This window comes from Nostoc sp. (genome assembly GCF_036917535.1).
In the GTDB taxonomy this organism is placed as follows: Bacteria; Cyanobacteriota; Cyanobacteriia; order Cyanobacteriales; family Nostocaceae; genus Nostoc.
In genome coordinates this window covers 124,941-149,443 of record NZ_JBALDA010000015.1, presented here as the reverse complement: position 1 = coordinate 149,443, position 24,503 = coordinate 124,941, and the positions used below count along the sequence as shown (strand labels likewise).

Annotated in this window: 23 protein-coding genes and 1 tRNA gene; 14 read left to right on the top strand and 10 right to left on the bottom strand. The window is 40.6% G+C overall.

What is annotated here, in order from left to right:
• Window positions 1–65: 65 nt before the first annotated feature.
• A complete protein-coding gene (locus V7K56_RS05290) occupies window positions 66–440 on the bottom strand; it encodes a condensation domain-containing protein (protein ID WP_334908288.1) in 375 nt (124 codons plus the stop codon).
• 207 nt (window positions 441–647) lie between these two features.
• Here V7K56_RS05290 and V7K56_RS05285 point away from each other — a divergent pair, with 207 nt between their 5' ends.
• Window positions 648–1,112, top strand: a complete 465-nt coding sequence (locus V7K56_RS05285) for a hypothetical protein (protein WP_334908286.1) — start codon at window positions 648–650, stop codon at window positions 1,110–1,112.
• Between the two features lie 202 nt (window positions 1,113–1,314).
• Here V7K56_RS05285 and V7K56_RS05280 read toward each other — a convergent pair whose 3' ends face one another.
• Window positions 1,315–1,644, bottom strand: a complete 330-nt coding sequence (locus V7K56_RS05280) for a hypothetical protein (protein ID WP_334908284.1) — start codon at window positions 1,642–1,644, stop codon at window positions 1,315–1,317.
• Between the two features lie 30 nt (window positions 1,645–1,674).
• On the opposite strand from V7K56_RS05280, the gene gloA2 reads away from it, so the two are divergent.
• Window positions 1,675–2,061 carry an SMU1112c/YaeR family gloxylase I-like metalloprotein gene (gene gloA2 / locus V7K56_RS05275; RefSeq protein ID WP_334908282.1) on the top strand — a complete coding sequence of 129 codons (387 nt, stop codon included), beginning with the start codon at window positions 1,675–1,677 and terminating at the stop codon, window positions 2,059–2,061.
• A 269-nt stretch (window positions 2,062–2,330) separates the two neighbouring features.
• Here the strand turns inward: gloA2 and V7K56_RS05270 are convergent, their stop codons facing one another.
• Both V7K56_RS05270 and V7K56_RS05265 read right to left on the bottom strand, forming a co-directional pair.
• Entirely contained in the window at window positions 2,331–3,041 is a 711-nt protein-coding gene (locus V7K56_RS05270; protein WP_334908280.1) for a GDYXXLXY domain-containing protein, read from the bottom strand.
• 253 nt (window positions 3,042–3,294) lie between these two features.
• A complete protein-coding gene (locus tag V7K56_RS05265) occupies window positions 3,295–4,716 on the bottom strand; it encodes a DUF2157 domain-containing protein (RefSeq protein ID WP_334908278.1) in 1,422 nt (473 codons plus the stop codon).
• Between the two features lie 185 nt (window positions 4,717–4,901).
• Here V7K56_RS05265 and V7K56_RS05260 point away from each other — a divergent pair, with 185 nt between their 5' ends.
• Complete coding sequence (locus V7K56_RS05260) at window positions 4,902–5,888, top strand: RsmB/NOP family class I SAM-dependent RNA methyltransferase (protein ID WP_334908277.1); 987 nt, start codon at window positions 4,902–4,904, stop codon at window positions 5,886–5,888.
• A gap of 415 nt (window positions 5,889–6,303) precedes the next feature.
• Here the strand turns inward: V7K56_RS05260 and V7K56_RS05255 are convergent, their stop codons facing one another.
• The gene (locus V7K56_RS05255) at window positions 6,304–6,444 is read right to left on the bottom strand and encodes a hypothetical protein (protein WP_334908275.1); all 141 of its coding nucleotides are present in this window, start codon (window positions 6,442–6,444) and stop codon (window positions 6,304–6,306) included.
• A 198-nt stretch (window positions 6,445–6,642) separates the two neighbouring features.
• On the opposite strand from V7K56_RS05255, the gene V7K56_RS05250 reads away from it, so the two are divergent.
• A complete protein-coding gene (locus V7K56_RS05250) occupies window positions 6,643–8,619 on the top strand; it encodes an AMP-dependent synthetase/ligase (protein ID WP_334908273.1) in 1,977 nt (658 codons plus the stop codon).
• A 42-nt stretch (window positions 8,620–8,661) separates the two neighbouring features.
• Entirely contained in the window at window positions 8,662–9,111 is a 450-nt protein-coding gene (locus V7K56_RS05245) for a YlqD family protein (RefSeq protein ID WP_229558675.1), read from the top strand.
• Between the two features lie 98 nt (window positions 9,112–9,209).
• Here the strand turns inward: V7K56_RS05245 and V7K56_RS05240 are convergent, their stop codons facing one another.
• Window positions 9,210–9,752 carry a hypothetical protein gene (locus V7K56_RS05240; protein WP_442939915.1) on the bottom strand — a complete coding sequence of 181 codons (543 nt, stop codon included), beginning with the start codon at window positions 9,750–9,752 and terminating at the stop codon, window positions 9,210–9,212.
• Between the two features lie 471 nt (window positions 9,753–10,223).
• Between V7K56_RS05240 and V7K56_RS05235 the strand changes: the two genes are divergently transcribed.
• Window positions 10,224–11,525 carry a dihydrolipoamide acetyltransferase family protein gene (locus V7K56_RS05235; protein WP_334908268.1) on the top strand — a complete coding sequence of 434 codons (1,302 nt, stop codon included), beginning with the start codon at window positions 10,224–10,226 and terminating at the stop codon, window positions 11,523–11,525.
• 177 nt (window positions 11,526–11,702) lie between these two features.
• Here V7K56_RS05235 and V7K56_RS05230 read toward each other — a convergent pair whose 3' ends face one another.
• The gene (locus V7K56_RS05230) at window positions 11,703–13,226 is read right to left on the bottom strand and encodes a hypothetical protein (RefSeq protein ID WP_334908266.1); all 1,524 of its coding nucleotides are present in this window, start codon (window positions 13,224–13,226) and stop codon (window positions 11,703–11,705) included.
• Window positions 13,223–13,975 (bottom strand): ABC transporter ATP-binding protein, encoded by a 753-nt coding sequence (locus V7K56_RS05225; protein ID WP_334908264.1) that lies wholly within the window; start codon window positions 13,973–13,975, stop codon window positions 13,223–13,225. Before V7K56_RS05225 ends, V7K56_RS05230 begins: the two co-directional genes overlap by 4 nt.
• Window positions 13,976–13,986: 11 nt before the next feature.
• Here V7K56_RS05225 and V7K56_RS05220 point away from each other — a divergent pair, with 11 nt between their 5' ends.
• Window positions 13,987–14,151, top strand: coding sequence for a hypothetical protein (locus tag V7K56_RS05220; protein WP_334908262.1), 165 nt, complete (start codon window positions 13,987–13,989; stop codon window positions 14,149–14,151).
• Window positions 14,152–14,514: 363 nt separating this feature from the next.
• Here the strand turns inward: V7K56_RS05220 and V7K56_RS05215 are convergent, their stop codons facing one another.
• Window positions 14,515–15,696: an RtcB family protein gene (locus V7K56_RS05215; RefSeq protein ID WP_334908260.1), complete on the bottom strand. Its 1,182-nt coding sequence runs from the start codon at window positions 15,694–15,696 to the stop codon at window positions 14,515–14,517.
• Window positions 15,697–16,220: 524 nt separating this feature from the next.
• Here V7K56_RS05215 and V7K56_RS05210 point away from each other — a divergent pair.
• The 6 genes from V7K56_RS05210 to V7K56_RS05185 all read left to right on the top strand — a co-directional run bounded on the left by V7K56_RS05210 (window position 16,221) and on the right by V7K56_RS05185 (window position 20,488).
• The gene (locus V7K56_RS05210) at window positions 16,221–17,108 is read left to right on the top strand and encodes a class I SAM-dependent methyltransferase (RefSeq protein ID WP_334908258.1); all 888 of its coding nucleotides are present in this window, start codon (window positions 16,221–16,223) and stop codon (window positions 17,106–17,108) included.
• On the top strand, window positions 17,105–17,833 hold the full coding sequence (locus V7K56_RS05205; protein ID WP_334908256.1) for an HAD family hydrolase: 729 nt from the start codon (window positions 17,105–17,107) through the stop codon (window positions 17,831–17,833). The genes V7K56_RS05210 and V7K56_RS05205 overlap by 4 nt, the downstream gene beginning before the upstream one ends.
• A 65-nt stretch (window positions 17,834–17,898) precedes the next feature.
• A tRNA-Ala gene (locus tag V7K56_RS05200) sits at window positions 17,899–17,971 on the top strand.
• Between the two features lie 429 nt (window positions 17,972–18,400).
• Window positions 18,401–18,601: a hypothetical protein gene (locus V7K56_RS05195; protein ID WP_334908255.1), complete on the top strand. Its 201-nt coding sequence runs from the start codon at window positions 18,401–18,403 to the stop codon at window positions 18,599–18,601.
• Between the two features lie 25 nt (window positions 18,602–18,626).
• Window positions 18,627–19,004, top strand: a complete 378-nt coding sequence (locus tag V7K56_RS05190; RefSeq protein ID WP_334908253.1) for a GxxExxY protein — start codon at window positions 18,627–18,629, stop codon at window positions 19,002–19,004.
• Between the two features lie 176 nt (window positions 19,005–19,180).
• Entirely contained in the window at window positions 19,181–20,488 is a 1,308-nt protein-coding gene (locus V7K56_RS05185) for a recombinase family protein (RefSeq protein ID WP_334908252.1), read from the top strand.
• Window positions 20,489–20,500: 12 nt separating this feature from the next.
• On the opposite strand, the gene V7K56_RS05180 is transcribed toward V7K56_RS05185, so the two are convergent.
• Complete coding sequence (locus tag V7K56_RS05180) at window positions 20,501–21,670, bottom strand: hypothetical protein (protein ID WP_334908250.1); 1,170 nt, start codon at window positions 21,668–21,670, stop codon at window positions 20,501–20,503.
• A 972-nt stretch (window positions 21,671–22,642) separates the two neighbouring features.
• Here V7K56_RS05180 and V7K56_RS05175 point away from each other — a divergent pair.
• Complete coding sequence (locus V7K56_RS05175) at window positions 22,643–24,262, top strand: ArnT family glycosyltransferase (RefSeq protein ID WP_334908248.1); 1,620 nt, start codon at window positions 22,643–22,645, stop codon at window positions 24,260–24,262.
• Window positions 24,263–24,503 lie beyond the last annotated feature (241 nt).

Sequence of the window (24,503 nt, the reverse complement as noted above, 5' to 3'; positions counted from 1 at the left end):
AACCTACAAGGAGTTTGGCGTTGATTTAACAACCAGAAAAGTTAATCCAGACTCTAGAATTCACACTAGAAAAGTTGAAATTCTTGCTGAAGTACACCAAATGACCAACCATCTGCGATCAGATGGTGCATGGTAATCACCAGCCAATACTCTTTTGGATTCAGTTGAAATAAGGCAGTTCTGATCAGGGGAGCAACAGCCAAGTTGAAGGGCTGCTGACGTACTTTAATTCCCAAAGGAACCGCTTCCGACTCCCGCGCCTCTGGGGGTAGGTGCTGGAGATTTTCATAAATTAATGGCAGGTGCAGGTAAGGTAAAACGATCTGCATCGGCTGATCATTGATGACAGTGAAGACCGTGCGGAGATTCTCATGACGGCGGACGATTTCATTCAAACTTTGCTCGACTACCTCTAGTGAGAGAGAACACCTGACTCGCATCAGAGTCGAACTATTGAGAGTTGCAACCTTGCTATCTGATTGATTTAGTAACCATAACGCCTACTGTGATAGCGAGAGAGGCACAGGTGTAGATGGGCTTCTCTCCAAGGGAGACATGGCAAGAAATAAAATCCCCAATGTATAAGAATAATAATCATTGTAGGGAGTGGGAAGTTAGGACTGCCATCGGCACTGAGACATAACGTTATGTCTCAACCCCAAACCAAGATAATTGAAGAGTTATTTGCGTCTTTGGGGCGAATGAGTTGGCAGTCATTTGTCAAAAATCGCCTGCCTTTGCTCAATCTTCCTGCTGATGTACTGGAAGTGTTGCGTTCTGGGAGATTTGAATACACTAAAGCCAAAGCGATCGCACGAGTCCAAGACGACGAGACACGCAAAGAACTCTTAGAGGATGTGAAAGTCCTAAATCTCTCACTGAGCGAAATCAAGCGTAAAATTCAAGAAATTGAGTCTGCTGCTCAATCAAAGTCACTTTCTCAAACAGAATCAGCATCTATCAAACAGCATGTTAGCGTTCGCGCTCAGCGTCTCGTAGAGAAGAAATGTGAGATGTGCTTGGGGCGATCACTGCTAGATTGCAACTTCGTAAACGTTGACGAAATTGAACTTGAACTTGCTGCACGTCGAGGTGGATTCCGTGAGTCGTAAAAAGCTTTCATTCTTTAAAGCTCATCTGCTTTTGTAAATGCTGGCGGTTATCATCATATTTCAATACCGTCTGCACTTGGGCAGCTTAAGCTGATTGAGAAAGTAAAATGTCATTTTGAGTAAGCAATATGCCATTTTGCTGATTGAATATGAAGTTTTGACAAAGCAATAAGCCTTTTTGCTGATTAAATATAAATTTTAGTTAAATATGCAAAAGGTTAGACATCAGACAACAATGATAAAGTACGGATACAAATACGGCTTGGCTCAACTGTAACGGCTGCTCCTTGCTGCCGCAGAGAGTGCTAATCCCTGACGGGGCAACAGTTTCATTGCGGTTAGGTAGTTCAATGATGCGATATATCTGAACACTGTTTTTAAGGGAAGCAGATGTTTTGGTGGAGTGATCGCCTATCTTACCATCTAGGCTCCCAATTGCAATCAATTTAACCTTTGCATTGGCGCAGGAGCCATTGCAAATAACGCCAACGTGTAATGTGGTTGTGTTCTCATCTACGTATACTCTCCTCATAATTATTGTAATAAAAGAAGCAAAACCCCAATGAAAACCACTGGTATTCATCATGTAGCTATTATTTGTTCTGATTACGATCGCTCAAAAAAATTTTATGTAGAAGTTTTAGGCTTTTCGATTATTCAAGAAACTTTTCGCGCCGCCAGAAATTCTTATAAATTAGATTTAAAAGTTGCAGAAAATACGCAAATCGAACTATTCTCTTTCCCAAACCCTCCAGAACGACCTAGTAAACCAGAGTCTTGTGGTTTAAGACATCTTGCTTTTCAAGTTGATGATATAGAAGAAACTGTTTTTTATTTAAAATCCAAAGGGTTAGAGGTAGAAAATATCAGAATTGATGAAATTACAGGTAAGAAATTTACTTTCTTTAAAGACCCAGATAATTTACCATTAGAAATTTATGAGCGTTAAAATTAGTGCTGACAGGCAAAGTTGCCATCACTATAAATGCGGTTCCCATTCAGATACCGTACAACATTAGATCACAAGTGTAGGGGCACGGCACTGCCCATGCTCTATCTAGAACCTTTGTAGAGACGTAGTAATGCTACGTCTCTATATTCTTTTTCACCAAATGTCTAATGAAAAACAAAAAATTCTGAGCGTTGGAAGTCAGCGCTCAGAACTTCAAAGACAAACCTGGCGTGGTGTAAACATGCACTGTTTATTTTCCTAACAGTTTAAAAACGATAGTTGCGATCGCGCACCCACATACTAAGTGGCACTGCTTTACCTTGTGGATCTACTTTGGCTTTTACCACAATCGGCGGTACTTGTCCTCTGCGAGCGCGTTGGGCTTGTAAGTCGTTCCGAATCTGCTGCCGTTGGTTTTCTGGAATGTAATATGTTTCCAAGCCGTAGTTAACGGAACCATCCTGATAAACACCTTTTAAGGCTACTTGATTAGCTCTAAGAGTTGTAGGGCGATCGCTACTTACTCGTAACGGTCTCCAAGCTCTCGGAACACCGCCACCAGAAGATAATTGCTCTTGCAAAGTCACGTAAATATTGGTTCCTTCAGGCAATCTCCTGCCGCTTCCACGACCTTTGCTAACTAATGTTTGCCAGCCAGGTAGTCTGCTCAAATTTGAGGTACGGGATATATTGTAATCTAACGCTAAGGTATTACCTTCGATCGCATTGTTAGGGTCTACAGGTACGGTTTGTAAAATCACCGTCTTACCTGTTACGTCTGTATAAACTGCTTGGGCTGGTACTGCCATAATTAGCCCTGTTTGCAGCGCCAGGGGAGCAAGTAACCGCCAAAAAGGTAAGGGCTTATTCGATTTTTGTTCAGTAGCAATCAAGTAATCCCGAAAAGTCACCTTATTGGAAAATTCGGCTTCAGGAGACAAGGGTTTATTCTTAGATTCAGAAGAAGTATTAGTCATGAGCGTAGTCCTAAAAAGCAGAGGTCTTGAGGAGTTCAAAAGTAACGAGATTAGGACTGACGCAGAGAAACTTAAAAATTGTGACGCACAGAGATTTTTAGTTAGGAGTTAGGAGTTAAGAGTTAGGAATCATTCAATTTTAGATTTAGTGAACTTTTCCTGAATTCTGACTCCTGTTAACGGTAGCGGGGCGTTTAGCCCATTCTGAATTCTGTTAGCGGTAGCGGGGCGTTTAGCCCATTTTGAATTTGCACTACTTTTTACTTGTAGAGCTAGAGCCACCGGGTAGGCGGCGTTCAAACCAGAGTCCAGCGCTAATTAAAGCAGAACCGCACAGGACATAGATTAGCGACTTAAAAAGTAAGTCGGTGTCGTACTCCTGCACGCGACTGATAATTTGCAGTGTTACTAACAGCATACCGCCCCAAAAGGAACTTCTGTTGCTTAATTTCAATCCTTCTTGAATTAGTCCCCAGGCTAATGTTGCAAGAAGTACATTGAAAATAAAAATGCCAAGTTCATCAATCCGGCTGATAGTTTGATGCCAAAAAGGTACTATTGCAATAAAGACAAGAAATGTACTAATGACAGCAGTTGTAAAAATCACTTCGCGGCGCGGAGGGTTATTTCTTTGGCGCAGTAGAAACAACCATTGCAATACCGCCAAGCCGCTGAGAATCCCCAAATCGATGATCGGCAAAGACTCGAATAAGTTTGTCAAATTCGTTGGCTGATTATAACTATAATCTGGAGATTCCCAGACCCAACGAAAAGACAGAACGTAGAAGACAAGACCGAAGCATAGCAACGCTAAATTACGGGCTAGAGATTGAAACAATCTGTAATTTAAGGTTGGAAACAGTAAGTCATCATAACTCCAGAATAATGCAGGTGGCAGTGCAAAAGCAAAAGATGCCACCCAAGGTGCTATATCAGCATAATTCAGCAGTGGCAGTGGATTAAGGTTAGCTTGTAAGGAACTAGCAAAAACAAAGGCTGCTAGACCAAAAATCCAACGGGATCGACAGAAGTAAGCTAAGGGTACAAATACTAGCCATGCCAACAAAGGCATATGCTGCACTACTAGCCGCGACCAAGTTAACTCACCTGAAGCGTACCACAAGTCTTCTAGTCCAGTCCAGTAGCCAATTTCCACAAGGATAATTGATAGAATTCCTAAAGAATTTAAGGACAAACTGAAGGCCATGACCACAACACCGAATCCCCAAGCGAGAAACAGTTGGGAAACTGAACCGGCAATATTGAACATCTGAGCCATCAGCAGTAAATTTGCACCGAAGATGAAGGCGCTTAAAATTAACAATCCTTCTCCCAGTAAGCGTTTGCTTCGTTCTGGCTTCTTTCCTTCAGGTGGCCTCCAACTGTAAAATCCTGTGATGGCGATCGCAAAAAATAAACTCATCATCAGAATAATTTTGATTTCTCGCGATCCTCCCTGCCAGTTTCCTGATACAAAGGTAATTATGCCTAAGCATAAAAGTATGCTGCCGATAGCGATTGCGATCGCTTTATTGCGATCGCGTGCAGCAGCTTCCAAGTTTTTAAATTGATAACGTTCTGCTATCTGCTCATACTGCGAAGAACTTATTAATCCTTCATCCCTCCATAATTGTGCTTGTTTGCGTAATTTTTCCTGAAAACTATCTAAGAACATGACCTTCTCCGGTGCAGTGGGGTAGCTTGGCCATTGCGATCCCAATGGCGGTCATTATATTTTGAGTATGAAGCCAAAAGCCTTAATTACATTGTTCTTGTGTAACAGTTTGATTTTGATTCAGATACAACGTACTAATTCGTAATTCGTAATTGGTAATTCGTCATTTATAATTTTTAATCTAGATGGAAAAACCTTCTAATTTATTACTTAAAGTCTCGCGGCGTTTATTTACTAATCTAGATGAGCAAGAAAAATTTATTGAGGCTTTAATGAATCCTCAGCCTTTTTCACCTAGTATTATTTGGTGTCAAGAGAAGCCAGATATTTCACCTTTGACAGTGGAAACACCAACATCTTGGCAACCACAATTTATAGACCGTTTATCTCTGGGAGAAAAGCCTGGTCAGCATCCCTTGCATGAAAAAGGATATTTTTATTGTTTAGATTTTTCTTCGGTATTTGCAGCTACTACTTTATTAGCTATTCCTGAGTCAATGCATTTAGTTTTTGATATGTGTGCCGCACCAGGAGGTAAAAGTATCTTTGCTTGGAGAGCTTTAAAACCTGAATTGCTCATCAGTAATGAAGTCATTGGTAAACGTCTAGGAATGCTAATTTCTAATTTGAAGCGTTGCCAAATTAGCCCTAGCGCAGTGGTTAATCGAGATTCGAGCATATTTGCCGAAATGTTTCCCGGCTCTAGCAATATAGTCATAGTAGATGCTCCGTGTACTGGACAATCTTTACTTGCCAAAGGTGAAAAAGCACCTGGATGTTTTCACCCAACTGCTATTAATAAGAGTGCAAATCGGCAAAAGCGTATTATAGCTAACTCTGCTAAAATTGTTTCACCGCGAGGCTATCTTGCTTATATGACTTGCACATATTCGCCTGAAGAAAATGAGCAAGTTTGTGAATGGTTTTTAGAACGGTTTCCCCAGTTTAAAGCGATAAAAATTAGTAATTTAGCCAAATATCAATCGCATTTGACTACAATACCTTGTTATCGAATATTTCCTCAAGACAGGTTAGGTGCTGGCGCATTTACAGTCCTATTTAAAAATACTAATGAGGATGAAAATGAGCCTAAAGAAGTAAATTTAAATACAATCTCTTCGCTGTATATATACCAAAATCTAAAAAACTCAAATTATATCATGTCTGTATAATTAGTTATAACTTAGTTGGAAAACTATATTTGATTAGGCGTAAGCCCTCTACTCTGAAAGCTCAGGATAGAGAGCTATAAAATGTAAATATAAACGAGGTTTAGTAATCCTTACAGGAGTTACAAACAAAAAGATCCCCGACTTATTGAAGAAGTCGGGGATTTCAAGCTGTCGAAATTAAAGTGAATATGTGTTGAAGAATTAATTGAATTGCTGGTTTTCGGAAGTGCTGAGGAATTTTTCCTAGCAAATAGTCCATCAATTTGGAGAACACCTGGCACAAAAATTAGGACTGAATTTGCAGTATTGGCTACCTGTCAATTGGTAAGCTGTACAATAAGGAAAACTTGTAAGTTCAATTTTGGCTGTTTGTAATTTGGAAGTATTCACCAACGCTTCAGTAAGTTTGGTTTTATCATCCAAAAGGATAGCTAAAATCTTCGGTAACGCTATGCAAGCAGCAATATTGAGCAACGTTAGCATTATGGCGTCTATAAAATTCATAGGTAATCATCTCCTGTGAAACATAGGCGTAGGCGTAGCCCGTCGTAGACATCGCTGTTCTTTGATGCAAACACAATCATTGCTTGCACTCTATATAAATTAACTTTAACATAAATTTTTGTAAATATAAACGTGGAATTCCTGGAATTATCATACACAGAAGGATATGTGGATAATAAGGTTGGATATTGTAGCGTAATAACAAAATAAGCTGGAAAACGATCAGTTTGAAATCTTTAAGTAAGGTGTTATGTCAACAACCCAAACCGCGTCTTCTTTTTTATCTAACATCAGTGAACAAGAACGGCAAGCATTAAAGCGGTTGGTAGATTACACAAATGTGGAATCGCTACCAGAAATTTGGCCTTTGGCAGCTCAACGATTTGGTGATATTGTCGCTCTCCGCAATCCTCACGCTAAACCAGAAGTAGTGATTAATTATACCCAGTTGTCAGAGCAAATGCAACTATTTGCTGCTGGCTTACAGGCGTTGAGAGTAAAGGTAGGCGATCGCATTTCCCTAATTGCTGACAATAGTCCTCGGTGGTTTATCGCCGATCAAGGCATAATGACTGCTGGAGGCGTTGATGCGGTGCGTAGCTCCCAAGCCGAAAAAGAAGAACTGTTGTTTATCATCGCCAATAGCGGCAGTACAGCGATCGTTGTAGAGGATTTAAAAACACTTAAAAAACTACAAGACCGCCTCAAAGATTTGCCAATTGAAGTGGTAATCTTACTTTCGGATGAAGCGCCACCAACAGACGAAACCCTAAAGGTACTCAACTTTTCGCAGTTGCTCGAAATTGGGAAAAGTCATAATTTTGTGCCAGTCAAGCAAAATCGTGACGCTCTGGCAACCCTAATTTATACCTCAGGCACTACGGGTAAACCCAAGGGTGTAATGCTGTCTTATAACAATTTGATGCACCAAGTGACAACCTTTGGGACAGTATTGCAACCAAACGCTGGCGATATCGTTCTCAGTATTCTACCTTCGTGGCACAGCTATGAACGAACTGTTGAATACTACCTAATATCTCAAGGTTGCACCCAAGTTTATACTAATTTGCGCTCTGTAAAAGGGGATTTGAGACAATTTAAACCCAACTACATGGTGGGTGTACCCCGCCTGTGGGAATCAATTTATGAAGGAGTGCAAAAGCAGTTCCGTGAACAACCAGCGAATAAGCAACGCCTAATTAACTTTTTATTGGGCATTAGCGAAAAATATATCAAAGCGCGGCGAGTTGCTCAAGGGTTAAGCTTAAATAATCTTCATACTTCAGGTAGCGAACGATTAGCAGCTAGCATACAAGCATCGGCTTTGTTACCCCTCCATGCCTTGGGGGAACGACTGGTTTACGCCAAAGTTCGGGAAGCCACAGGAGGACAAGTTAAGCAGATGATTAGCGGCGGCGGTGCGCTTCCCAGACACATAGATAATTTCTTTGAAATTATTGGTGTGCAGATTTTGCAAGGCTATGGCTTGACAGAAACTTCTCCTGTTACCCATGTGCGGCGTCCTTGGCGAAATTTAATTGGTGCAGCAGGGCTACCACTTCCCGCAACCGAGGCTAAAATTGTAGATCCTGAGACAAAAGCGCCTCTACCAGTAGAGAAGCGAGGCTTGCTATTGTTGAGGGGCCCGCAGATTATGCAAGGCTATTATCAAAATCCCGAAGCGACAGCGAAAGCAATTGACGCTGAAGGTTGGTTTGATAGCGGCGATTTGGGTTGGCTGACACCACAAGACGATTTAGTGCTGACTGGCAGATCCAAGGATACGATTGTATTGACTAACGGGGAAAACATCGAGCCACAGCCGATCGAAGATGCGTGTTTGCGATCGCCATACATCGATCAAATTATGCTAATCGGCCAAGATCAGCGCAGCCTGGGAGCCTTAATTGTCCCCAATGTCGAAGCCTTAGAAAAATGGGCAACAAGTCAGAATCTAACACTGGATACGCCCAACGATCGAGTGACTTCCTCAGATAGTCAAAAAATTGACTTGGAGAGTAGAATGATCCAGGATTTATTTCGCCAAGAATTGAATCGGGAAGTCCAAAATCGTCCAGGCTATCGACCGGATGACCGCATCGGAACTTTTAAACTTATCCTGGAACCATTTTCCATCGAAAATGGCTTGATGACACAAACACTAAAAGTTCGCCGACATATCGTCACGGAACGCTATCGCGATATTATTGACGGCATGTTTGCCTGATCATTCCACCTGCTAACTATAAAGAGTGAACGTGAAATATTTATGGATGTCTCCAAATCTAATTTGCTTCTCAAACGCGTCGTTAACGTCAAAGTCATTGTGACTCCCCTCTGGAAAGAGGAAGTACAACAGCAGCTGCAAACCCAGATTAATCAACTTGATCAGCAACTGCAACAGCTAGACGTTGAAGGACAAAGAGCAATCACGGCAATTCAAAAGCAGAGTCTGCAACCACCTGGCCCCCAGACCCTCCAACAAATTGACAATATTCAACTCCAAGTCAATCAAAAGAAAAGTGAATTTTTAGAGCAGAAAAATCAGTTGCTGCAAAACCTCCAGCAAGTGCAGTTTCTCCAACAAGATCAGGAAGTCAATCAATTCCAAATGGAAGGTTTTTTCCGGGTAGAAACTGGTGATAACTTGATTAGCAAAATGCAAGTCGAAATCGTTCTACGCGATGGTGTAGTAGAAGAAATTCGCGGCGACATTTAAATTTGTCATTTGTCATTTGTCATTTGTCATTTGTTTTCTGACTAATGACCAATGACCATCGTACAGACGCGATTAATCGCCTCTGTACTGACCAATGACTAATGACAGATGGGATTTAATTTAATGTGAGAGCGGCTCCCAGACCAACATTCTGCCTGAGAGCCAGCCCAAACAATTTGCCATACTGGAGGTGAGCTAATAAAAAGCGATCGCCCAAAGGTTGTCATCTCTGCTCGATATTTAACTGTACCAACTAAATTATCACCCCGTTTGATTTGCGTAATCGTTACTAACGCCTGATTTGGTTGCGGATAAACTACATCTATCTTTCGCGTTCCTCCCACTGCTATATCCTCAAAGGCATTCAGGGCGAGGGTAGTAGGATTACTGCCTTGGAGAGATGAGTTGAGCTTTTCTAAAGGTATAGTTTGATAATCGGAACGTTCTGAGAATACTGCAACTTCCTGAGACTGATGTATTGCTCCCATCTGTTGGGTTTGCTGATCACTAGTCTCAACAATCGGTGCAGATTGCTGGTGCTGAATAATATAAATTCCAGCACCAGCCGTGGCAGATATACTTAATATCACAATCAAAAAGAATTTCAGCTTTGCCGACATAAAAATTAACAGGAGTTTCAAATAGGTTTATTACCAGTTTTGAATTCTAGATTGAACTACATCCTATATCCTCTATCCGTGAGAAGCTCTTGTATCTTAAGTAATGGTTATGAGGAATATTAAATAGCAATCCCATTTAATTTGTGAGAAACTCGTGGTGGTTTTTGCAAGTCAATGACTAAAACGAAATTGAGATATTGGCTAACCATTGAGGATAGCTCTGTATTATAGACCTTTAAGCTATATTTAGGTTCCTAGAGTCATTAGTCATCAGTGAATAACCAATGCCCTTCAGGAGTGCTGAGTGGGGAATCTCACTTGTTTACTCTAAGCCGAGGAACTCGAAACTCGGAACTGTTTTGCCCCATGCCCAATGCCCAATGCTCAATCCCCAACCTAAAATATAAACAGTCTAAAACTCTCCCATCAAGATACAATTCGATCTGACAAAAGCTGTTAAAGTCCATAAACCATTGATTTCCAAACCACCCTATGAGCATTCACGAAGTATTTATGCCGGCGCTGAGTTCCACCATGACGGAAGGCAAAATCGTCTCTTGGGTGAAATCGCCTGGGGACAAAGTGGAAAAAGGCGAAACAGTGGTGGTTGTAGAGTCAGATAAGGCAGATATGGATGTAGAAACTTTCTATGAGGGATTTCTTGCCCATATCATAGTTGAAGCTGGTGAAACTGCCCCAGTAGGATCTGCGATCGCCTTCATCGCCGAAACGGAAGCTGAAATTGAAACTGCCAAATCTGTTGCCAATTCTGGCGGCGCAGCTGCTACTCCTACCTCTTCTCCTGAACCAGTTGCCGCCACAGCCTCAGCCGCCACACCTGCAATAGCGTCTCAAAACGGTTCTAACCACAAAGAAGGAAGGCTTGTGGTTTCGCCCCGTGCCCGCAAGTTAGCCAAAGAACTCAAAGTTGATTTAACTACACTCCAAGGCAGTGGCCCCCACGGACGCATTGTCGCCGAAGATGTAGAAGCATTGTCTAATAAAGGCAAACAACCCGTCCCTACCCCAGTTGCCCCACCAGCACCCGTAGCAACCAGTGCCCCAGTTGCGCCCCCAGCACCTCAGACACCAGCACCCGCACCCGTGGCAGCGGCTATTTCTGGTCAAACCGTACCTTTAACTACCTTTCAAAATGCCGTAGTGCGGAACATGGTAGCCACCATATCCGTGCCTGTCTTCCGTGTCGGTTATACAATTACCACCGATGGATTAGACAAACTTTATAAACAAATTAAATCCAAAGGCGTGACAATGACAGCGCTATTGGCGAAAGCTGTAGCACTGACATTGCAAAAACACCCATTGTTAAATGCTAGCTACTCAGACCAGGGTATTGTTTATCATTCTGATATCAACATTTCTGTCGCAGTAGCGATGGATGATGGTGGATTGATTACACCTGTGCTGCAAAATGCAGACGCAGTGGATATATATTCTCTATCGCGTACTTGGAAGTCTTTGGTAGAACGTGCTAGGGCAAAACAACTACAGCCTCAAGAATACAACAGTGGTACTTTTACCTTGTCAAATTTGGGGATGTTTGGCGTGGATAAATTTGATGCGATTTTACCGCCTGGACAAGGTTCAATTTTAGCGATAGGGGCATCCCGTCCGCAAGTGATAGCAACACCCGACGGTTTATTTGGCGTGCGGCAACAAATGCAAGTCAATATTACTTCCGACCACCGGATTATTTATGGTGCCCATGCTGCGGCGTTCTTGCAAGATTTAGCGAAATTGATTGAGACAACTCCTCAATCTTTGACAATGTAATTTTGAAAAGACACCTAATTTTAATGTTAGCGCTATCAGCGAGCAGCAGTTTGTCGTAGAGTAGCGCTAACAATAAACAGTACCTAACATTTAAATTTTTGATGGACAAACTATGTAGCGATATCACGTCTTTACATAAGTTTATGTCCAAACTGATATCAAAGTGACATACGACAACTAATTGATGACACGCCCTAACTGACGACTACGCCCATAGGCTAATGCCACAACTAAACCAATCACAGCCAATAAAATCAAAACAGTGTGCAAATGACCTTGTTGCAAGCTAAATCCTAACCATCCCCAAGAAAGCAAGGAAATAATTTCGAGTAAACTTAACAATACATCGAGTTTACTATTTTGCCTTCGTCGAAACAATTCTGTAAACTTTACAGGGCGAGAATTCCACAGACTGAGAGTTGCTGCACAAGTAGTACCAGCCAAAAAAACCACCATCGGTATAAACCACGGTTTACCGTTGACTATCAAAACAATAAACAGTGGTGATATCAATAACCAGATAGGAATTAATGCCGCTAACAACTTCAATTGATGCAGCTTTGAACTATTTACTGGTGAAGATTTGAGCAAATCTGGTGCTTCTTCCCCAGAAACGCAAATTTGCACTAAATTTAATGTCAAAGCTTCTGCCAACACTAAACTCATCCCTAAAATACCACCATTGTTATGTTGTCGTAATATACTCAAAAATGCGAATGCGAGGAGAAATATTTGCAGAAATAGGCGTGAAATTAAATAAGGATTGCGCCGCATAATCCGCCATTCTTTGAGTAAAGCAACACGATTAAAACCACCAATAAGGCGAGTTGCTTGGGTTGGGCGCAGTTGACGATGTTCACTTGTAATATGCTGCTGTGTACCTGCAATAAAATAACGATGTAAAACTTCCACCGTTAACCACGTCAAACTGATACTAATTAACAACACTAACACTACTGACACCGGATCAAAGAAAATAGCCTTTGCAGGAAACCAAACCCAACTATCTGCACTCAAAAAGTTTCCTTTCGCTAACCAATGTTCTAACTGAAACCAGATTGATGCCGTGTTTCCATCCGTTTTTTTTAGGAGATTAGGTAACTGAGAACTCAAATATATAGTGATGATAAATAAAGCTGTAAGAACTTGAGCAAAAGTCCGCGTCCGTTTTGCACCTATAACACGAACTAGCGCTAAAACAAATAACATTGCTAAACTTGTAGCGCTTAAGCTAAGACCAATCAAAGCCGGGTAAAGCCCTAAAAGTTGAGGAATACCAAGTAATAAAGCGATTAAACTTACAGGAATTACAAATAAACAACCACTGAAAAAAGTTTTCAGGGCAATTCTTAACACTTGACTCGCAAAAATCACTTGACTCGAAATTGGTGATGACACGAGTAAATCTAAATCCCCGCGTTCAAATAACCCCATCAAGCTACTTCTCATCGCTTGGATAAAGCTATAGTAAAATCCGAACAACCAAACTACTACCGCTATCCAAATAGCAGAATCTGGTATGGTATGAAATGATATCGTACCTCGAATATTACCAGACGTAACCCCTAACCAAGTTAGATAAACACTACCCAAAAGTGCAAAAATACTGAAAATAAATATTGTTACAGGTCTAACAGTAATTTCACGCCACCACAAACTTAATTCGTAGCCCAAAAGCCAAGGTAATGTCCCTACTTTCATCTTGCACCTTCAACATTATTATCTTGAGTTAATTCTAAAAAGACCCTTTCCAAACTACCGCCTGCTTCACCACTTTGAGTTCTAAGTTCATCTAAAGTACCTTCGGCAACTAAGTACCCATGATTAATAATCCCAATTCGCTGCGCCATACGCTCGGCAATTTCCATAATGTGAGTAGTTAAAATTACCACACCACCTTGGTTTACAAACTCGGTGAGCATATTTTTGACTAAGCGGGCTGCGGCTGCATCTAATCCTGTTAGCGGTTCATCTAAGATAATAATTCTCGGCTGATGAATTAATGCTCCTGCTAAAGCAAGTTTTTGCTTCATCCCTCGCGAAAAAGTTTCACTAAAATCTCCTCTGTTATCCCACAAGTTTAATTGTTTGAGGAGTTCTTCGGCAGAAGATTGAGCTTTAGAAGGAGGAATTCCCCAAAGTCCGGCGATAAACTCTAAATACTCTATCGGACGTAGCTTGTTGTAGAGTAGAGGCTCTTCAGGTAGGTATGCTAAAAGTTGCTTTGCTTTTTGAGGCGATCGCCGGATACTATGTCCTAAAATCATAATATCCCCGTTATCTGGTCGTAGTAACCCTGTAATCATTCGTAGAGTAGTAGTTTTTCCTGCACCGTTGGGACCTAAAAGAGCATAAAATGAACCTTCTGCAATCTGCAAGCTGAGATTATTTACAGCTTGGTGAGAACCATAATATTTGGTAAGTTGGGAAAGTTGAAGTGCGATTTTCATATGTTGTGATTATGCTTAATTCAAACGAAGCAGAACCTTTTATTGAGGATATTATGCTAGCGATTGCTCAAGAATATCAATGCACAGAAGTATTTCCAAAAGAGAAAGGCGTTATTGAGTTGGTGGATGTTACCGTCTATACAGTAATGTATACAATTGGCATATTTCTGGCGTGATTTCATGACGAAGAATTTCTTCAACAACACGCTCAATTTATACTGATGGCGTCCCTAATTTCATGACGATAATCATTGCTTTGAATCTTCTAAAAATATTGCAATCATTTGTTTAGTTAGAGTTCCTAAGTTTGATAATGTTATTTATCGAACCCTCAAATATCAATCAGTCTATTTTTTTAGTTTTATGCAAGATACTATAAACAAGCTTTATATTCCACATTTTGCACTTCAAAATGTCATATTTAATACTTAAATAAATTTTACAAAAAAAACTTATTTAGTTAAGTATTAACACTTATATTTGCTAGGATTTTAGCGTTTAAAAAATAAAAAAGTGGGCATTGCCCACTCTATATAAATTTAGCCCTTAACACAAAGTACTTGCTTAAGTGTTGCTACAACCTCAACCAAGTCTGCTTGGTTTTCCATAACTTGTTCTATTGGTTTATAAGCACCAGGAATTTCATCTAACACGCCCTCATCTTTGCGGCATTCTACACCATTTGTTTGCTCAATTAAATCATCAAGCGTATAGACATTTTTTGCCTTATTTCTAGACAGCAAACGCCCTGCACCATGAGAGCAAGAACAGAAGCTGTGGGCATTACCTTTACCCTTAACAATGAAAGACTTTGCCCCCATCGAACCAGGAATAATCCCATAATCTTCAGTCTGGGCACGGACTGCACCCTTACGAGTAACGTATACATCCTCGTCAAAATGCACTTCTTTTTCGGCGTAATTGTGATGACAATTAACCTGCAATAAAAGTTTAGTTGCCTTCCCACCGGCTAAATGCTTCTCAACTATATGCTTAAAACGCGCCATCATCACATCGCGGTTGACACGTGCATAGTTTTGTGACCATTGTAAATCGTGCCAATATGCCTGGAATTCTGGTGTACCAGCGACAAAGTAAGCTAAATCCGGGTCAGGCAATTTATTACCTGCCATTTTTGCTAATTCTCTGGCTGTGTGAATATGACACTGGGCAAGTTTATTGCCAATGTTACGCGAACCAGAATGCAGCATCAGCCAAACTTGATTCTCTGTATCGAGGCACACTTCAATAAAGTGATTTCCTCCACCGAGAGAACCCATCTGTTTCATTGCTTTACCTTGTAGGTCTTGCACACCGCGATGCAAGTCTTTAAAATCATCCCAGTGCTGCCAGTTGCTGACAGATTTTTCAACGTCTTTATTTTCGTTGAATCCAGTCGGAATTGCTGCTTCAATATCCAAGCGGATTTTCTTGAGTTTACCTTCTAGTTGTTCGATGGTAAATGCTGTTTTGATAGCGCTCATACCGCAACCAATATCCACACCAACGGCAGCAGGAATAATTGCCTCTTTGGTTGCAATTACAGAACCTACTAAAGCACCTTTTCCTAAGTGAACATCTGGCATTAATGCTACATGCTTAAATACAAATGGCAATGATGCCACATTTTTGGCCATCTTGGTTTCTTCTGGCCCCAAAGAGTGATTTGCCCAAGATAAGACGGGTGCTGGTGTAGTAATTTCTAACTTTTCGTAGGGCATAATTTTTTCTATTTTGGATTTTAAATTTTAGATTTTGGTGAGGTAGTGCGGTCTTGGGGGTTTCCCCATGACAGCACTACCGTTAGCGCAGCGTAAAGCCTTCTCTTCTCCCAAGGGGAGACGCTACGCGAACGAGAGGCTGACGCTCGAGGACTCGCTACCGCTTCGCTAACGCCAACGGCATGGCTTCTCTTCGAGACGCTACGCGAACGCTTAGAGCAAGGTACGAGCGTCACCCGGAGGGATTTGGTATAAAGCAGTGATACTTATCGGTATGACATATAACCCATTACCTAGTTAGTTGTAGCAATATAAATGTTGTATTGTCTTTCATTTGGCTCTCTGAATTTTCGTGAAGCTGAAGAACTACTTTTAGGAGTTACATTTTTATACTACAAATGTAATAAATTAAGTTACAAAAGTCAACACATCACCACAGGGAGAAAGCAGATGCTTCCCAGATGTATTAAAATTTGTAAAGAAAATCACTTTGTTTAAATATATCTTTAAAGTTCTGACACAATATGGCAGTGCGTCAAGATACAATCTGGGAACGTTTTTTATCCCCTGTAGTGCGTCTTTTGATTGATGAAGATGGGTTACGGCGTTACGCTGATAGTATTGATTGGGAGAAAGAGAGCGATCGCTATCGAAGAGATGATGTCATAATTCCGTGGTACTACAGTAATCAAAACTTTCATGGTATTACTGACGGATATCTCAATTCTGATGCAGCAGTTACTTACGATCCGGTTACTCAATACGTTCTACCGCCTAATGAAAGTATTGTTCGTCAAGCTTTAGTTGATGCTGTTAAGGTAAAACCACGACGCATACTCGATTTAGGCTGTGGCACAGGTTCCACTACTTTAAGGTTAAAACAGGCTTTTCCCCAAGCGGAAATTATTGGTTTGGACTTATCACCATATATGCTGGTAAGGGCAGAAGATAAAGCTAGAAATGCTGGTTTAGATATAGTCTGGCGACATGGGAATGCTGAAAAAACGGGTTTGAGGGATGCAACATTTGACTTAGTAACAGCTTCTTTGCTATTCCACGAAATACCAGATGCGGTGTCCCTAGCAATTCTGCAGGAAAGCTTCCGGTTGCTGGTAACTGGAGGGCAAGTGTTAATTCTAGATGGGAATCAGAAGACTCTGCGTCAGTTAGAATGGCTCAATGATGTTTTTGAGGAGCCATATATTCGTGAGTATGCTAATAGTAGCGTAGAGGCGAATATGGGTGCAGCCGGATTTGAAGCAGTGCGATCGCAAGATGTATGGTGGATAAATCAGGTAACTAGCGGCATTAAACCAATAGCAACCGAAAATGTCCGTCAGTATACTGCCACATCAGTAGATAATAATGATTTGGAGGGACTTGGTTCTCCAGCGTTTGGCATAATGGCATGAGTTTAAAGGCAGTTCTCTTTGATTTTAATGGTGTAATCATTAACGATGAACCAATCCACCTGCAACTGATAGATGAGATTCTCATGGAAGAAAATCTCCAACCCCAAAGGGTGAGTGAGCGTCAAGCTTCTTTAGGACGCAGCGATCGCGCTTGTTTTGGGCAACTACTTGCTAATCGTGGTAGAGTAGGCAATGAAAACTATTTAACTCAGTTGCTGTGCCGCAAAGCCCAAGCGTATGTGGTGGAACTAGAGAAAATAAAGAAACTGCCTTTATATCCAGGTGTAGAAGACTTAATATTTCAGGTGCGATTGCAGAATCTGAAACTAGGATTAGTCAGTGGCGCTTTTCGCAAAGAAATAGAATTGGTACTCCATCGCGCTAAATTAGCTGAACATTTTAAAATCATTGTCGCAGGTGATGACATCACCACTAGTAAACCAGAACCCGATGGTTATCTACTGGCAGTGAAACGCCTAAATAAAGAATATCCCGATTTGAATCTTCAACCACAAGAGTGTCTGGCAATAGAAGATACTCCAGCAGGTATCGAAGCGGCGAAGCGATCGCAGATGCAAGTTGTTGGTGTAGCGAATACTTACCCATTCCACATGCTCCAGCGCTGGTGTAACTGGACTGTTGATTATCTCAGTGATTTGGAACTCGAACGGGTGCAAAAAGTTTATTCCCAAAAACAGCCTCAGCCATCGGTAACTGAATGTTAGAATAGTTTCTGGTGATAATGTATTGAGTTAATGAGTGATATTACTCTTGACTTAGCACTGATTAAGGGGAATTAGCTCAGTTGGTAGAGTGCTGCGATCGCACCGCAGAGGTCATCGGTTCGAATCCGTTATTCTCCATTTGTCCATTAAATAATTATTGTCAGTTTTAAAGAATTAATGTCCATTTTTTCCAAGTTCAGGGACATAAGTTACCTATTTTCGCAGCTTTCAGCAATTAAATCAGTTTTAAAGAATTATTGTCCAGAGTTGAAACCAGTTTTAAAGAATTATTGTCCAAAATCAACCTGTAAAACTTGGCTCTTTAGTTAGAAAAGTAGCTTGAAAGCACTTTATTTTAAGTGTAATTACAAAAATCTATCTACCTCTTGTTTTGCTGTTTTCACCTAACCAGAGGCTACATTGCTATAAAATAGCTGCGTTTTGCGTGCGAGCGCAGCACTCCCTTCAAACCACCTTGGGAAGACTAATTAGCAGTTCTTAATCAACGCCAAGGTTTTCAACCGCCAATCTCTAAAATAGAAGCAAGAACAAGAGCTAAACCGTACTATGGAACACATTGCTACCAGCGAACTACCCGAAACGCTCCAACAAATATTTACAGAAATACAAAGCACTAAAACACCCTTAACCGTCACCCATGAGGAAGAATCTTTAGTTATTATCTATCCTGCAACCCCTCAAACATTTGAATCACGGATTCTCATGGATTACAAGATGACACAGATTTTAACTCCGTGCCATCCTTAAATCTGTTTAATCTGTGATTAAGACAATGAGTAGCCTAAAATACGCCGACATCACCCAAAAAATTATCGGAGCTTCTTTTGAAGTGCATAAATTCTTAGGCAACGGTTTTCAAGAAGTAATCTACCAACGCGCCTTAGCCTACGAGATGCGTCAAGCAAGACTAGAATTTGCCCGCGAAATAGAACAGCATATTTACTATAAAAACCTACCTGAACCCATCGGTACACGCAGAGCCGACTTTGTAGTTGAAAACAAAATACTCGTTGAATTAAAAGCCGTCATTCAACTCGAAGATGTCCACCTAGCCCAAGCCCTCAACTATTTAAAAGCCTATAGATTAGAAGTTGGATTACTGATAAACTTTGGTAGCAAAAGCCTAACATTCAAAAGGCTTGTCATGTAAAACACAGATTAGACTGATTAAAGAATGACAATGAAAAAACTTACATAGCAAATAAGTTTTTAGTTCTCAATCAGCTTAAGCTTTGTAGCACAAATATTATAGGATAGGTTCAATGTTTTGTCGTCAAGTTAGTAGTTACAACTGATACCATTTCTTTGTGAGGCTGCACTAAACCTTTGAAAATAATTGCCTACTCTTACACCGATCCGCTATTAGAATCTTCTCCCGATCAAGCCGATTGGGGATGGGAGGTGGATCGGGTTTATGAAGATTTAGGCAAGCCAGACTCTTCTGAACGATCGCAATTACAACAATTATTTACCGATTGCCAAACTGAACCAGCAGATTATCTCCTGATTCGTCGGTTGGAAGAATTGGGAGATACTGTAGAGGAAATTAGCAATCGCCTCAATCAACTCGAAGTCATGGGAATAGCAGTAATCGCCACTGAACAACCCTACACTTCCGAAAATTATCCTCTGGGCGCTGACTTGCTGAATTTGCTACACGCAATCCAACGTCAGCAACGTAGTCGCCGCATCCGCCAAGGACACGCCCGTAATCGTCTTGAGGTTGCACCGCCACCGGGCAAAGTTCCCTACGGCTATCGCAGAGGTAAGGGAAAATATACCATTGATCGCAGTACTTCACCAGTGGTAAAAGATTTTTTTGAACACTTTTTACTCTATGGTTCCCTGCGGGGTTCAGTGCGTTACTTGGCGAAAAAATACGGCAAGAAAATCTCCGTCACCACCGGAAGACGCTGGCTGACTAATCCAGTCTATCGCGGCAATACAGCTTATCAAAATGGTGAAATTATCTCCAATACCCATGTTCCGATTATTTCCAAGGAAGAAGCTGCCCAAGTTGACCGACTTTTACGCCGTAACAGCCGTTTACCATCCCGAACTGCTAGTGCGCCGCGTTCTTTAGCTGGGTTGGTTGTCTGTGCTGAGTGTCAGTCGCATCTGACAGTTACTCGTGTTACCCAACGCAACCAAGATAAAGAGTATCTTTATTTACGTTCTACTAGCTGTCCCCAAAGCCCTAAGTGTAAAGCTATTCCCTACCAAGAGGTGTTGGAACATACCATTGAAACTGTTTGCCGTGATTTACCTCTAGCAGTAGCAGGAATGAATTTTCCTCAGTTGGATGCAGTCAAGGATAGTTTAGGGCAAGCGATCGCTCGTCAGCAAGAAATACTTGCTCAGTTACCCGCTTTAATTGAAACTGGAATTTTAGATGACGAAACAGCAAAGTTAAGGGCTTACAAACTCCGCACAGAAATTTCTGCACTCGAAGCAAAGTTGGCAATTCTCCCTCCAGTTAACTTGCGTTCTGTTGCTCAAGCTGTTTCAATACCACAATTTTGGTTAGATTTGTCGGAAACAGAACGAAGATTTTACTTTCGAGAATTTATCAGGCAAATTGAGATTGTTTGTCAGAATAAAGAATTAAAACTCCAAGTTATTTTTATTTTTTGATTTATTGAAACGCTATTTTTCAAATGGTTGATCCTTAGTATATGCAACAGGTTTTGGTCCTGCATTCCGCACATTGATAAACTTATTGAGGATATCAAACCAGAAAGGTGCACCCATAGCAATAGCAACACCACTCACTATCCAACCGCAAATTAATTTAAAAACTTGTGAAATTCTAATATAAACTCTGTTCGATTTATTCTTATCTAATAACTCAAACTGTTGATTAATATTTTGCCATCCAATTGGTATAGAAGAATTTCCTAATAGTTTCTCAATACGCCCTCTGGCTGCTTCATCATTGATATAATCGATTCGTTGACTTGCACTTTGAGTAATAGTAGAGCGGATAACCGAATCCTCCGATAGTCTTTTAACCAAGTGAAATGTATCAGTATTGGTTAAAAAGGCAACTGATATTCCAATTAAAATAGCAACTCCTTTGGCATTGCGCTTATAAACACCGCTTGCTCGATCCATCGAGCGATCAAACCATGTTTCTACTTCATTTTTAAATTGATTCGCTTCCTCTGTGAGATCGCCAACTTTTATTCTGCTACGTTGAGCAATTACACAAAGGCTCTTGATTAAATTATTAGGGACTTCATCAGGTAACTCATTATTAACAAAATCTATAAATTTCTGGTCAATCTCTCCATAAATTTCTTTAATTTTTGTGTAACTTGCACTCGTTGGATCGTTTATACCTTTTTTAAGTTCTTTATAAGAGGCTAATATCATGTGCAAGTTGGTTTTTGCTTCTTCACTAGGATGCTTAACATGATTAATTAGCTGGGAAATTTTTAAGGTATCTAATAAAGTAGTTGCAAATGTTTCAGAAGGAAGATAGGAAGGGCCGCTTTGTTTTTCTAATACTTGTTTATCAGGGTTTTTAGTAATTTTCTGGAAATGCTTTTCTATTTTACCCTTGGCTTGGTGATTCAATGTATTAATTAAAGGATCGTTATAAAGTTTCTGTACCAACTGGATTGCATTAATAATATCTGATTTTTCACTTTCACTACCACCTGATAAAAGTAATTCAATTGAAGTTCTTAAATGTTTAGCTCTCCATTGTAATAATGTAGCAATTAGTTCCTGAATTTCCGAAGCTAGCAAGCTCAAAATTAAGTAAATAAAAACTAAGCCAAGAGTAATATCTACAACTACAGGTAAATTCATTGACAGTCTCCAATAATTTTTTAGCTGTTTATTGTTTTATAAAGTGCTTTAAAAAATTGTACAATATAGATGTTGCAATTAAATATCTACTTAATTAAAATTAAAAAAGTATAATTAGTTTATTGAGTAACATTTTTATTAATAATTACTGAATTGAACTTTTAGTTAATAAATAGTTATTTTTTCACAGAAATACTGTTTAAAAATATAGATAATTACTTCAAGGATTCAGTATACGATTGAATTAGCGTAGCAATCGCTTACTAGGTTTTTGAAATTAACTAAATAAAAAGTAAGTAGATAAAATTTTAACTATAGCAGTCTTAAATCATTTGTAAAAATAAATTAATCGTAGAGGCGTAGAGAGTGCATAGAGAGGAATCAGAGATTTTCACGACTCATTTAGGATTGCTATAGTACAGCACGGCGGAAATAAACATACCCCTACCCTTCGGGAACGCCAAGGGCGAACGGGTGACGCTCTCTACGAGACGCTACGCGAACGCAGGCTCGCTAACGCTGGGCTAACGGCAGTTCCTCATGGGGAGCCAGTGCGTTGGGCGGCTCTGCTGACAGCCAAGCAACTGGCGTGGGAACCCCCTCTTCTGCAGACTGCCTCACCATTTCAAATGGTGCAAGAACTTGGAATACAATTATGCGTGACTTTTGAATTTTGATTTCCACCTTGCGGTACTAGGCGTCACCTTCAAAAGAAAATACAAGTTTATTTACGGACTATATAACAGGTAGTAAATAATTTATTACTTGTATTATCTTTATCATTTATAACTAAAATGTTATTTAAATAACCAATAAAAATTTTTCAGAAAATAGCGCTAATTATAAAAATTTGAGTTAATCTTGGAAACTAGCAATTGTTAAGAACATACGTTGTTACTGGGTGGCAACATTGGAGATTCGCTAGATGTCTCTATGTAATCAAACCAGCAAGTAAAATGATTACCAGAGAATATGCAAGAAGGAAGCTTTATTTGGAGTCATTTGGAAAAACAGCATCGCACGGTTGGCAAATGGATTGATTGGGTATGGCTAATAGTATTGCTGTTAGCAGCAGTATTACTGTTTAGCATCAATCTGGGAGGATTGCCGCTGCGAGATTGGGATGAAGGTACTGTGGCACAGGTTGCTCGTGAAATTTGGCACGCCCCAGCAGGTTCAATGCGTTGGCTTTACCCAACTCTAGGAGGCGAACCATATCACAACAAGCCGCCTTTGATGCATTTGCTAATTGCTTGGGCTTATTCTCTGGGAGGCGAAAATGAGTTGACAACGCGCCTACCTGGAGCAATTTTAACAGCAACATCTGTACCTTTACTATATAGCATTGCTCGAGAAATATTTCGCCAACGTTGGGCTGCTATTTATGGCGCCTTGATTTATCTAACAATGCTACCTGTGGTGCGTCATGGGCGGCTGGCAATGTTGGATGGGGCGATGGTAAGTTTTTTGATGGTGATGATGTTGTGCGTGTTGCGATCGCGCCGAGATTTACGTTATTGTCTTGGTGTTGGCATTAGCTTTGGGTTTATTTGTTTAACTCAAGGACTGCTAGGCGTATTACTCGGTGCGATCGCACTTGTATTTCTGTTTTGGGATACGCCACGACTGCTCACTTGTTACTATCTCTGGATAGCAATCTTAATTGGCATTCTACCTGTAGCTGGTTGGTATGGTGCCCAACTAATTCACTATGGTTATACTTTCGCCCAAATTGGTATTGCAAACCCATCACTAGGCCGAATTGGCTCAGTTGTAGAAGGTAATTCTGAACCACTTTGGTACTATGTGATTGAACTTCTCAAATACACATGGCCGTGGTTATTATTCTTACCACAAACTGTCCGCTTAACCTGGGAAAATCGCAACCTTAGTTGGGCAAAACTAGTAATGGCGTGGAGTGGGGTTTATCTGCTGGTAATTTCTTTCATGATTACCAAAGTTCCCTGGTATCTATTCCCGATTTACCCTAGTTTAGCCTTAGCTTTTGGTATCCAGTTATCAGAAACGGAAAATTCACCTTTACTCTCATCTTATCCCCGTGCTTGGGTCGCTGGTTTGGCAATACTTGCTGTGGCTGCTTCTGCTGGTAGCATTTATTTTAGTTCAGGTACAACACCAAAAACAGACTTACAACTGATTTTTGCCGCCGTAGCTTTAACTATGACCTTAGCAGCTATTTTGGCAGAACGAGGTGACGGACAATTTCTGAAAATTTTGTTTTGGGGAAGTTATATTTCGCTGCTGCTGTTAATGAAATCTAACTATTGGGTTTGGGAATTATCACAAGCCTATCCAGTTAAACCAGTCGCCGCCATGATTGTACGAGCAAATCCAGCGACGAGGAAGATTTACACCTCTTTTCCCTACCATCGTCCCTCGCTGGATTATTATAGCGATCGCACCATCATTCCCGCTTCTGTTGGTGAGCTGGAATATTATTGGCACTACAACGGCCAACCCTACTTCCTGCTTCATGCATCTGCTTTCAACAATCTTCAACTAGAGTCGATGAAACTAATTGACCAAGCTGAAGGTTGGAAATTAGTCACAAAAGATACTAATCGGCTGTAAATATGGGGCATTGGGCAAAAGAGGCATACCCAAAATATTTAGGACTTACGTATGAAAATTTAGAGGTGAGCGGTGCATGGCTAAGGGTATAAAAGAAGATTTATCTTCCCTTATACCCCTTTTGCCTGCTTAAACCTGATGATGGAATGGACACTTAGCAGCAGGAGATTTTATTTGCCAGGGATCACATTGATAGAAATAATTAGCTTTCAAAAGACGATTTGCAAACTTTACGGTATAC

Excerpts from the sequence above, each read along its gene's own strand:
- V7K56_RS05230 (WP_334908266.1), bottom strand. The coding sequence starts at position 13,226 with ATGAAAGTAGGGACATTACCTTGGCTTTTGGGCTACGAATTAAGTTTG.
- V7K56_RS05190 (WP_334908253.1), top strand. The coding sequence starts at position 18,627 with ATGAGTAGCCTAAAATACGCCGACATCACCCAAAAAATTATCGGAGCT.
- V7K56_RS05225 (WP_334908264.1), bottom strand. The coding sequence starts at position 13,975 with ATGAAAATCGCACTTCAACTTTCCCAACTTACCAAATATTATGGTTCT.
- V7K56_RS05270 (WP_334908280.1), bottom strand. The coding sequence starts at position 3,041 with ATGACTAATACTTCTTCTGAATCTAAGAATAAACCCTTGTCTCCTGAA.
- V7K56_RS05235 (WP_334908268.1), top strand. The coding sequence starts at position 10,224 with ATGAGCATTCACGAAGTATTTATGCCGGCGCTGAGTTCCACCATGACG.
- V7K56_RS05215 (WP_334908260.1), bottom strand. The coding sequence starts at position 15,696 with ATGCCCTACGAAAAGTTAGAAATTACTACACCAGCACCCGTCTTATCT.
- V7K56_RS05245 (WP_229558675.1), top strand. The coding sequence starts at position 8,662 with ATGGATGTCTCCAAATCTAATTTGCTTCTCAAACGCGTCGTTAACGTC.
- V7K56_RS05285 (WP_334908286.1), top strand. The coding sequence starts at position 648 with ATGTCTCAACCCCAAACCAAGATAATTGAAGAGTTATTTGCGTCTTTG.
- V7K56_RS05195 (WP_334908255.1), top strand. The coding sequence starts at position 18,401 with ATGGAACACATTGCTACCAGCGAACTACCCGAAACGCTCCAACAAATA.
- V7K56_RS05255 (WP_334908275.1), bottom strand. The coding sequence starts at position 6,444 with ATGTCTACGACGGGCTACGCCTACGCCTATGTTTCACAGGAGATGATT.
- V7K56_RS05175 (WP_334908248.1), top strand. The coding sequence starts at position 22,643 with ATGCAAGAAGGAAGCTTTATTTGGAGTCATTTGGAAAAACAGCATCGC.
- V7K56_RS05290 (WP_334908288.1), bottom strand. The coding sequence starts at position 440 with ATGCGAGTCAGGTGTTCTCTCTCACTAGAGGTAGTCGAGCAAAGTTTG.
- V7K56_RS05210 (WP_334908258.1), top strand. The coding sequence starts at position 16,221 with ATGGCAGTGCGTCAAGATACAATCTGGGAACGTTTTTTATCCCCTGTA.
- V7K56_RS05220 (WP_334908262.1), top strand. The coding sequence starts at position 13,987 with ATGCTTAATTCAAACGAAGCAGAACCTTTTATTGAGGATATTATGCTA.
- V7K56_RS05205 (WP_334908256.1), top strand. The coding sequence starts at position 17,105 with ATGAGTTTAAAGGCAGTTCTCTTTGATTTTAATGGTGTAATCATTAAC.
- V7K56_RS05260 (WP_334908277.1), top strand. The coding sequence starts at position 4,902 with ATGGAAAAACCTTCTAATTTATTACTTAAAGTCTCGCGGCGTTTATTT.
- V7K56_RS05280 (WP_334908284.1), bottom strand. The coding sequence starts at position 1,644 with ATGAGGAGAGTATACGTAGATGAGAACACAACCACATTACACGTTGGC.
- V7K56_RS05265 (WP_334908278.1), bottom strand. The coding sequence starts at position 4,716 with ATGTTCTTAGATAGTTTTCAGGAAAAATTACGCAAACAAGCACAATTA.
- V7K56_RS05180 (WP_334908250.1), bottom strand. The coding sequence starts at position 21,670 with ATGAATTTACCTGTAGTTGTAGATATTACTCTTGGCTTAGTTTTTATT.
- gloA2 (WP_334908282.1), top strand. The coding sequence starts at position 1,675 with ATGAAAACCACTGGTATTCATCATGTAGCTATTATTTGTTCTGATTAC.
- V7K56_RS05250 (WP_334908273.1), top strand. The coding sequence starts at position 6,643 with ATGTCAACAACCCAAACCGCGTCTTCTTTTTTATCTAACATCAGTGAA.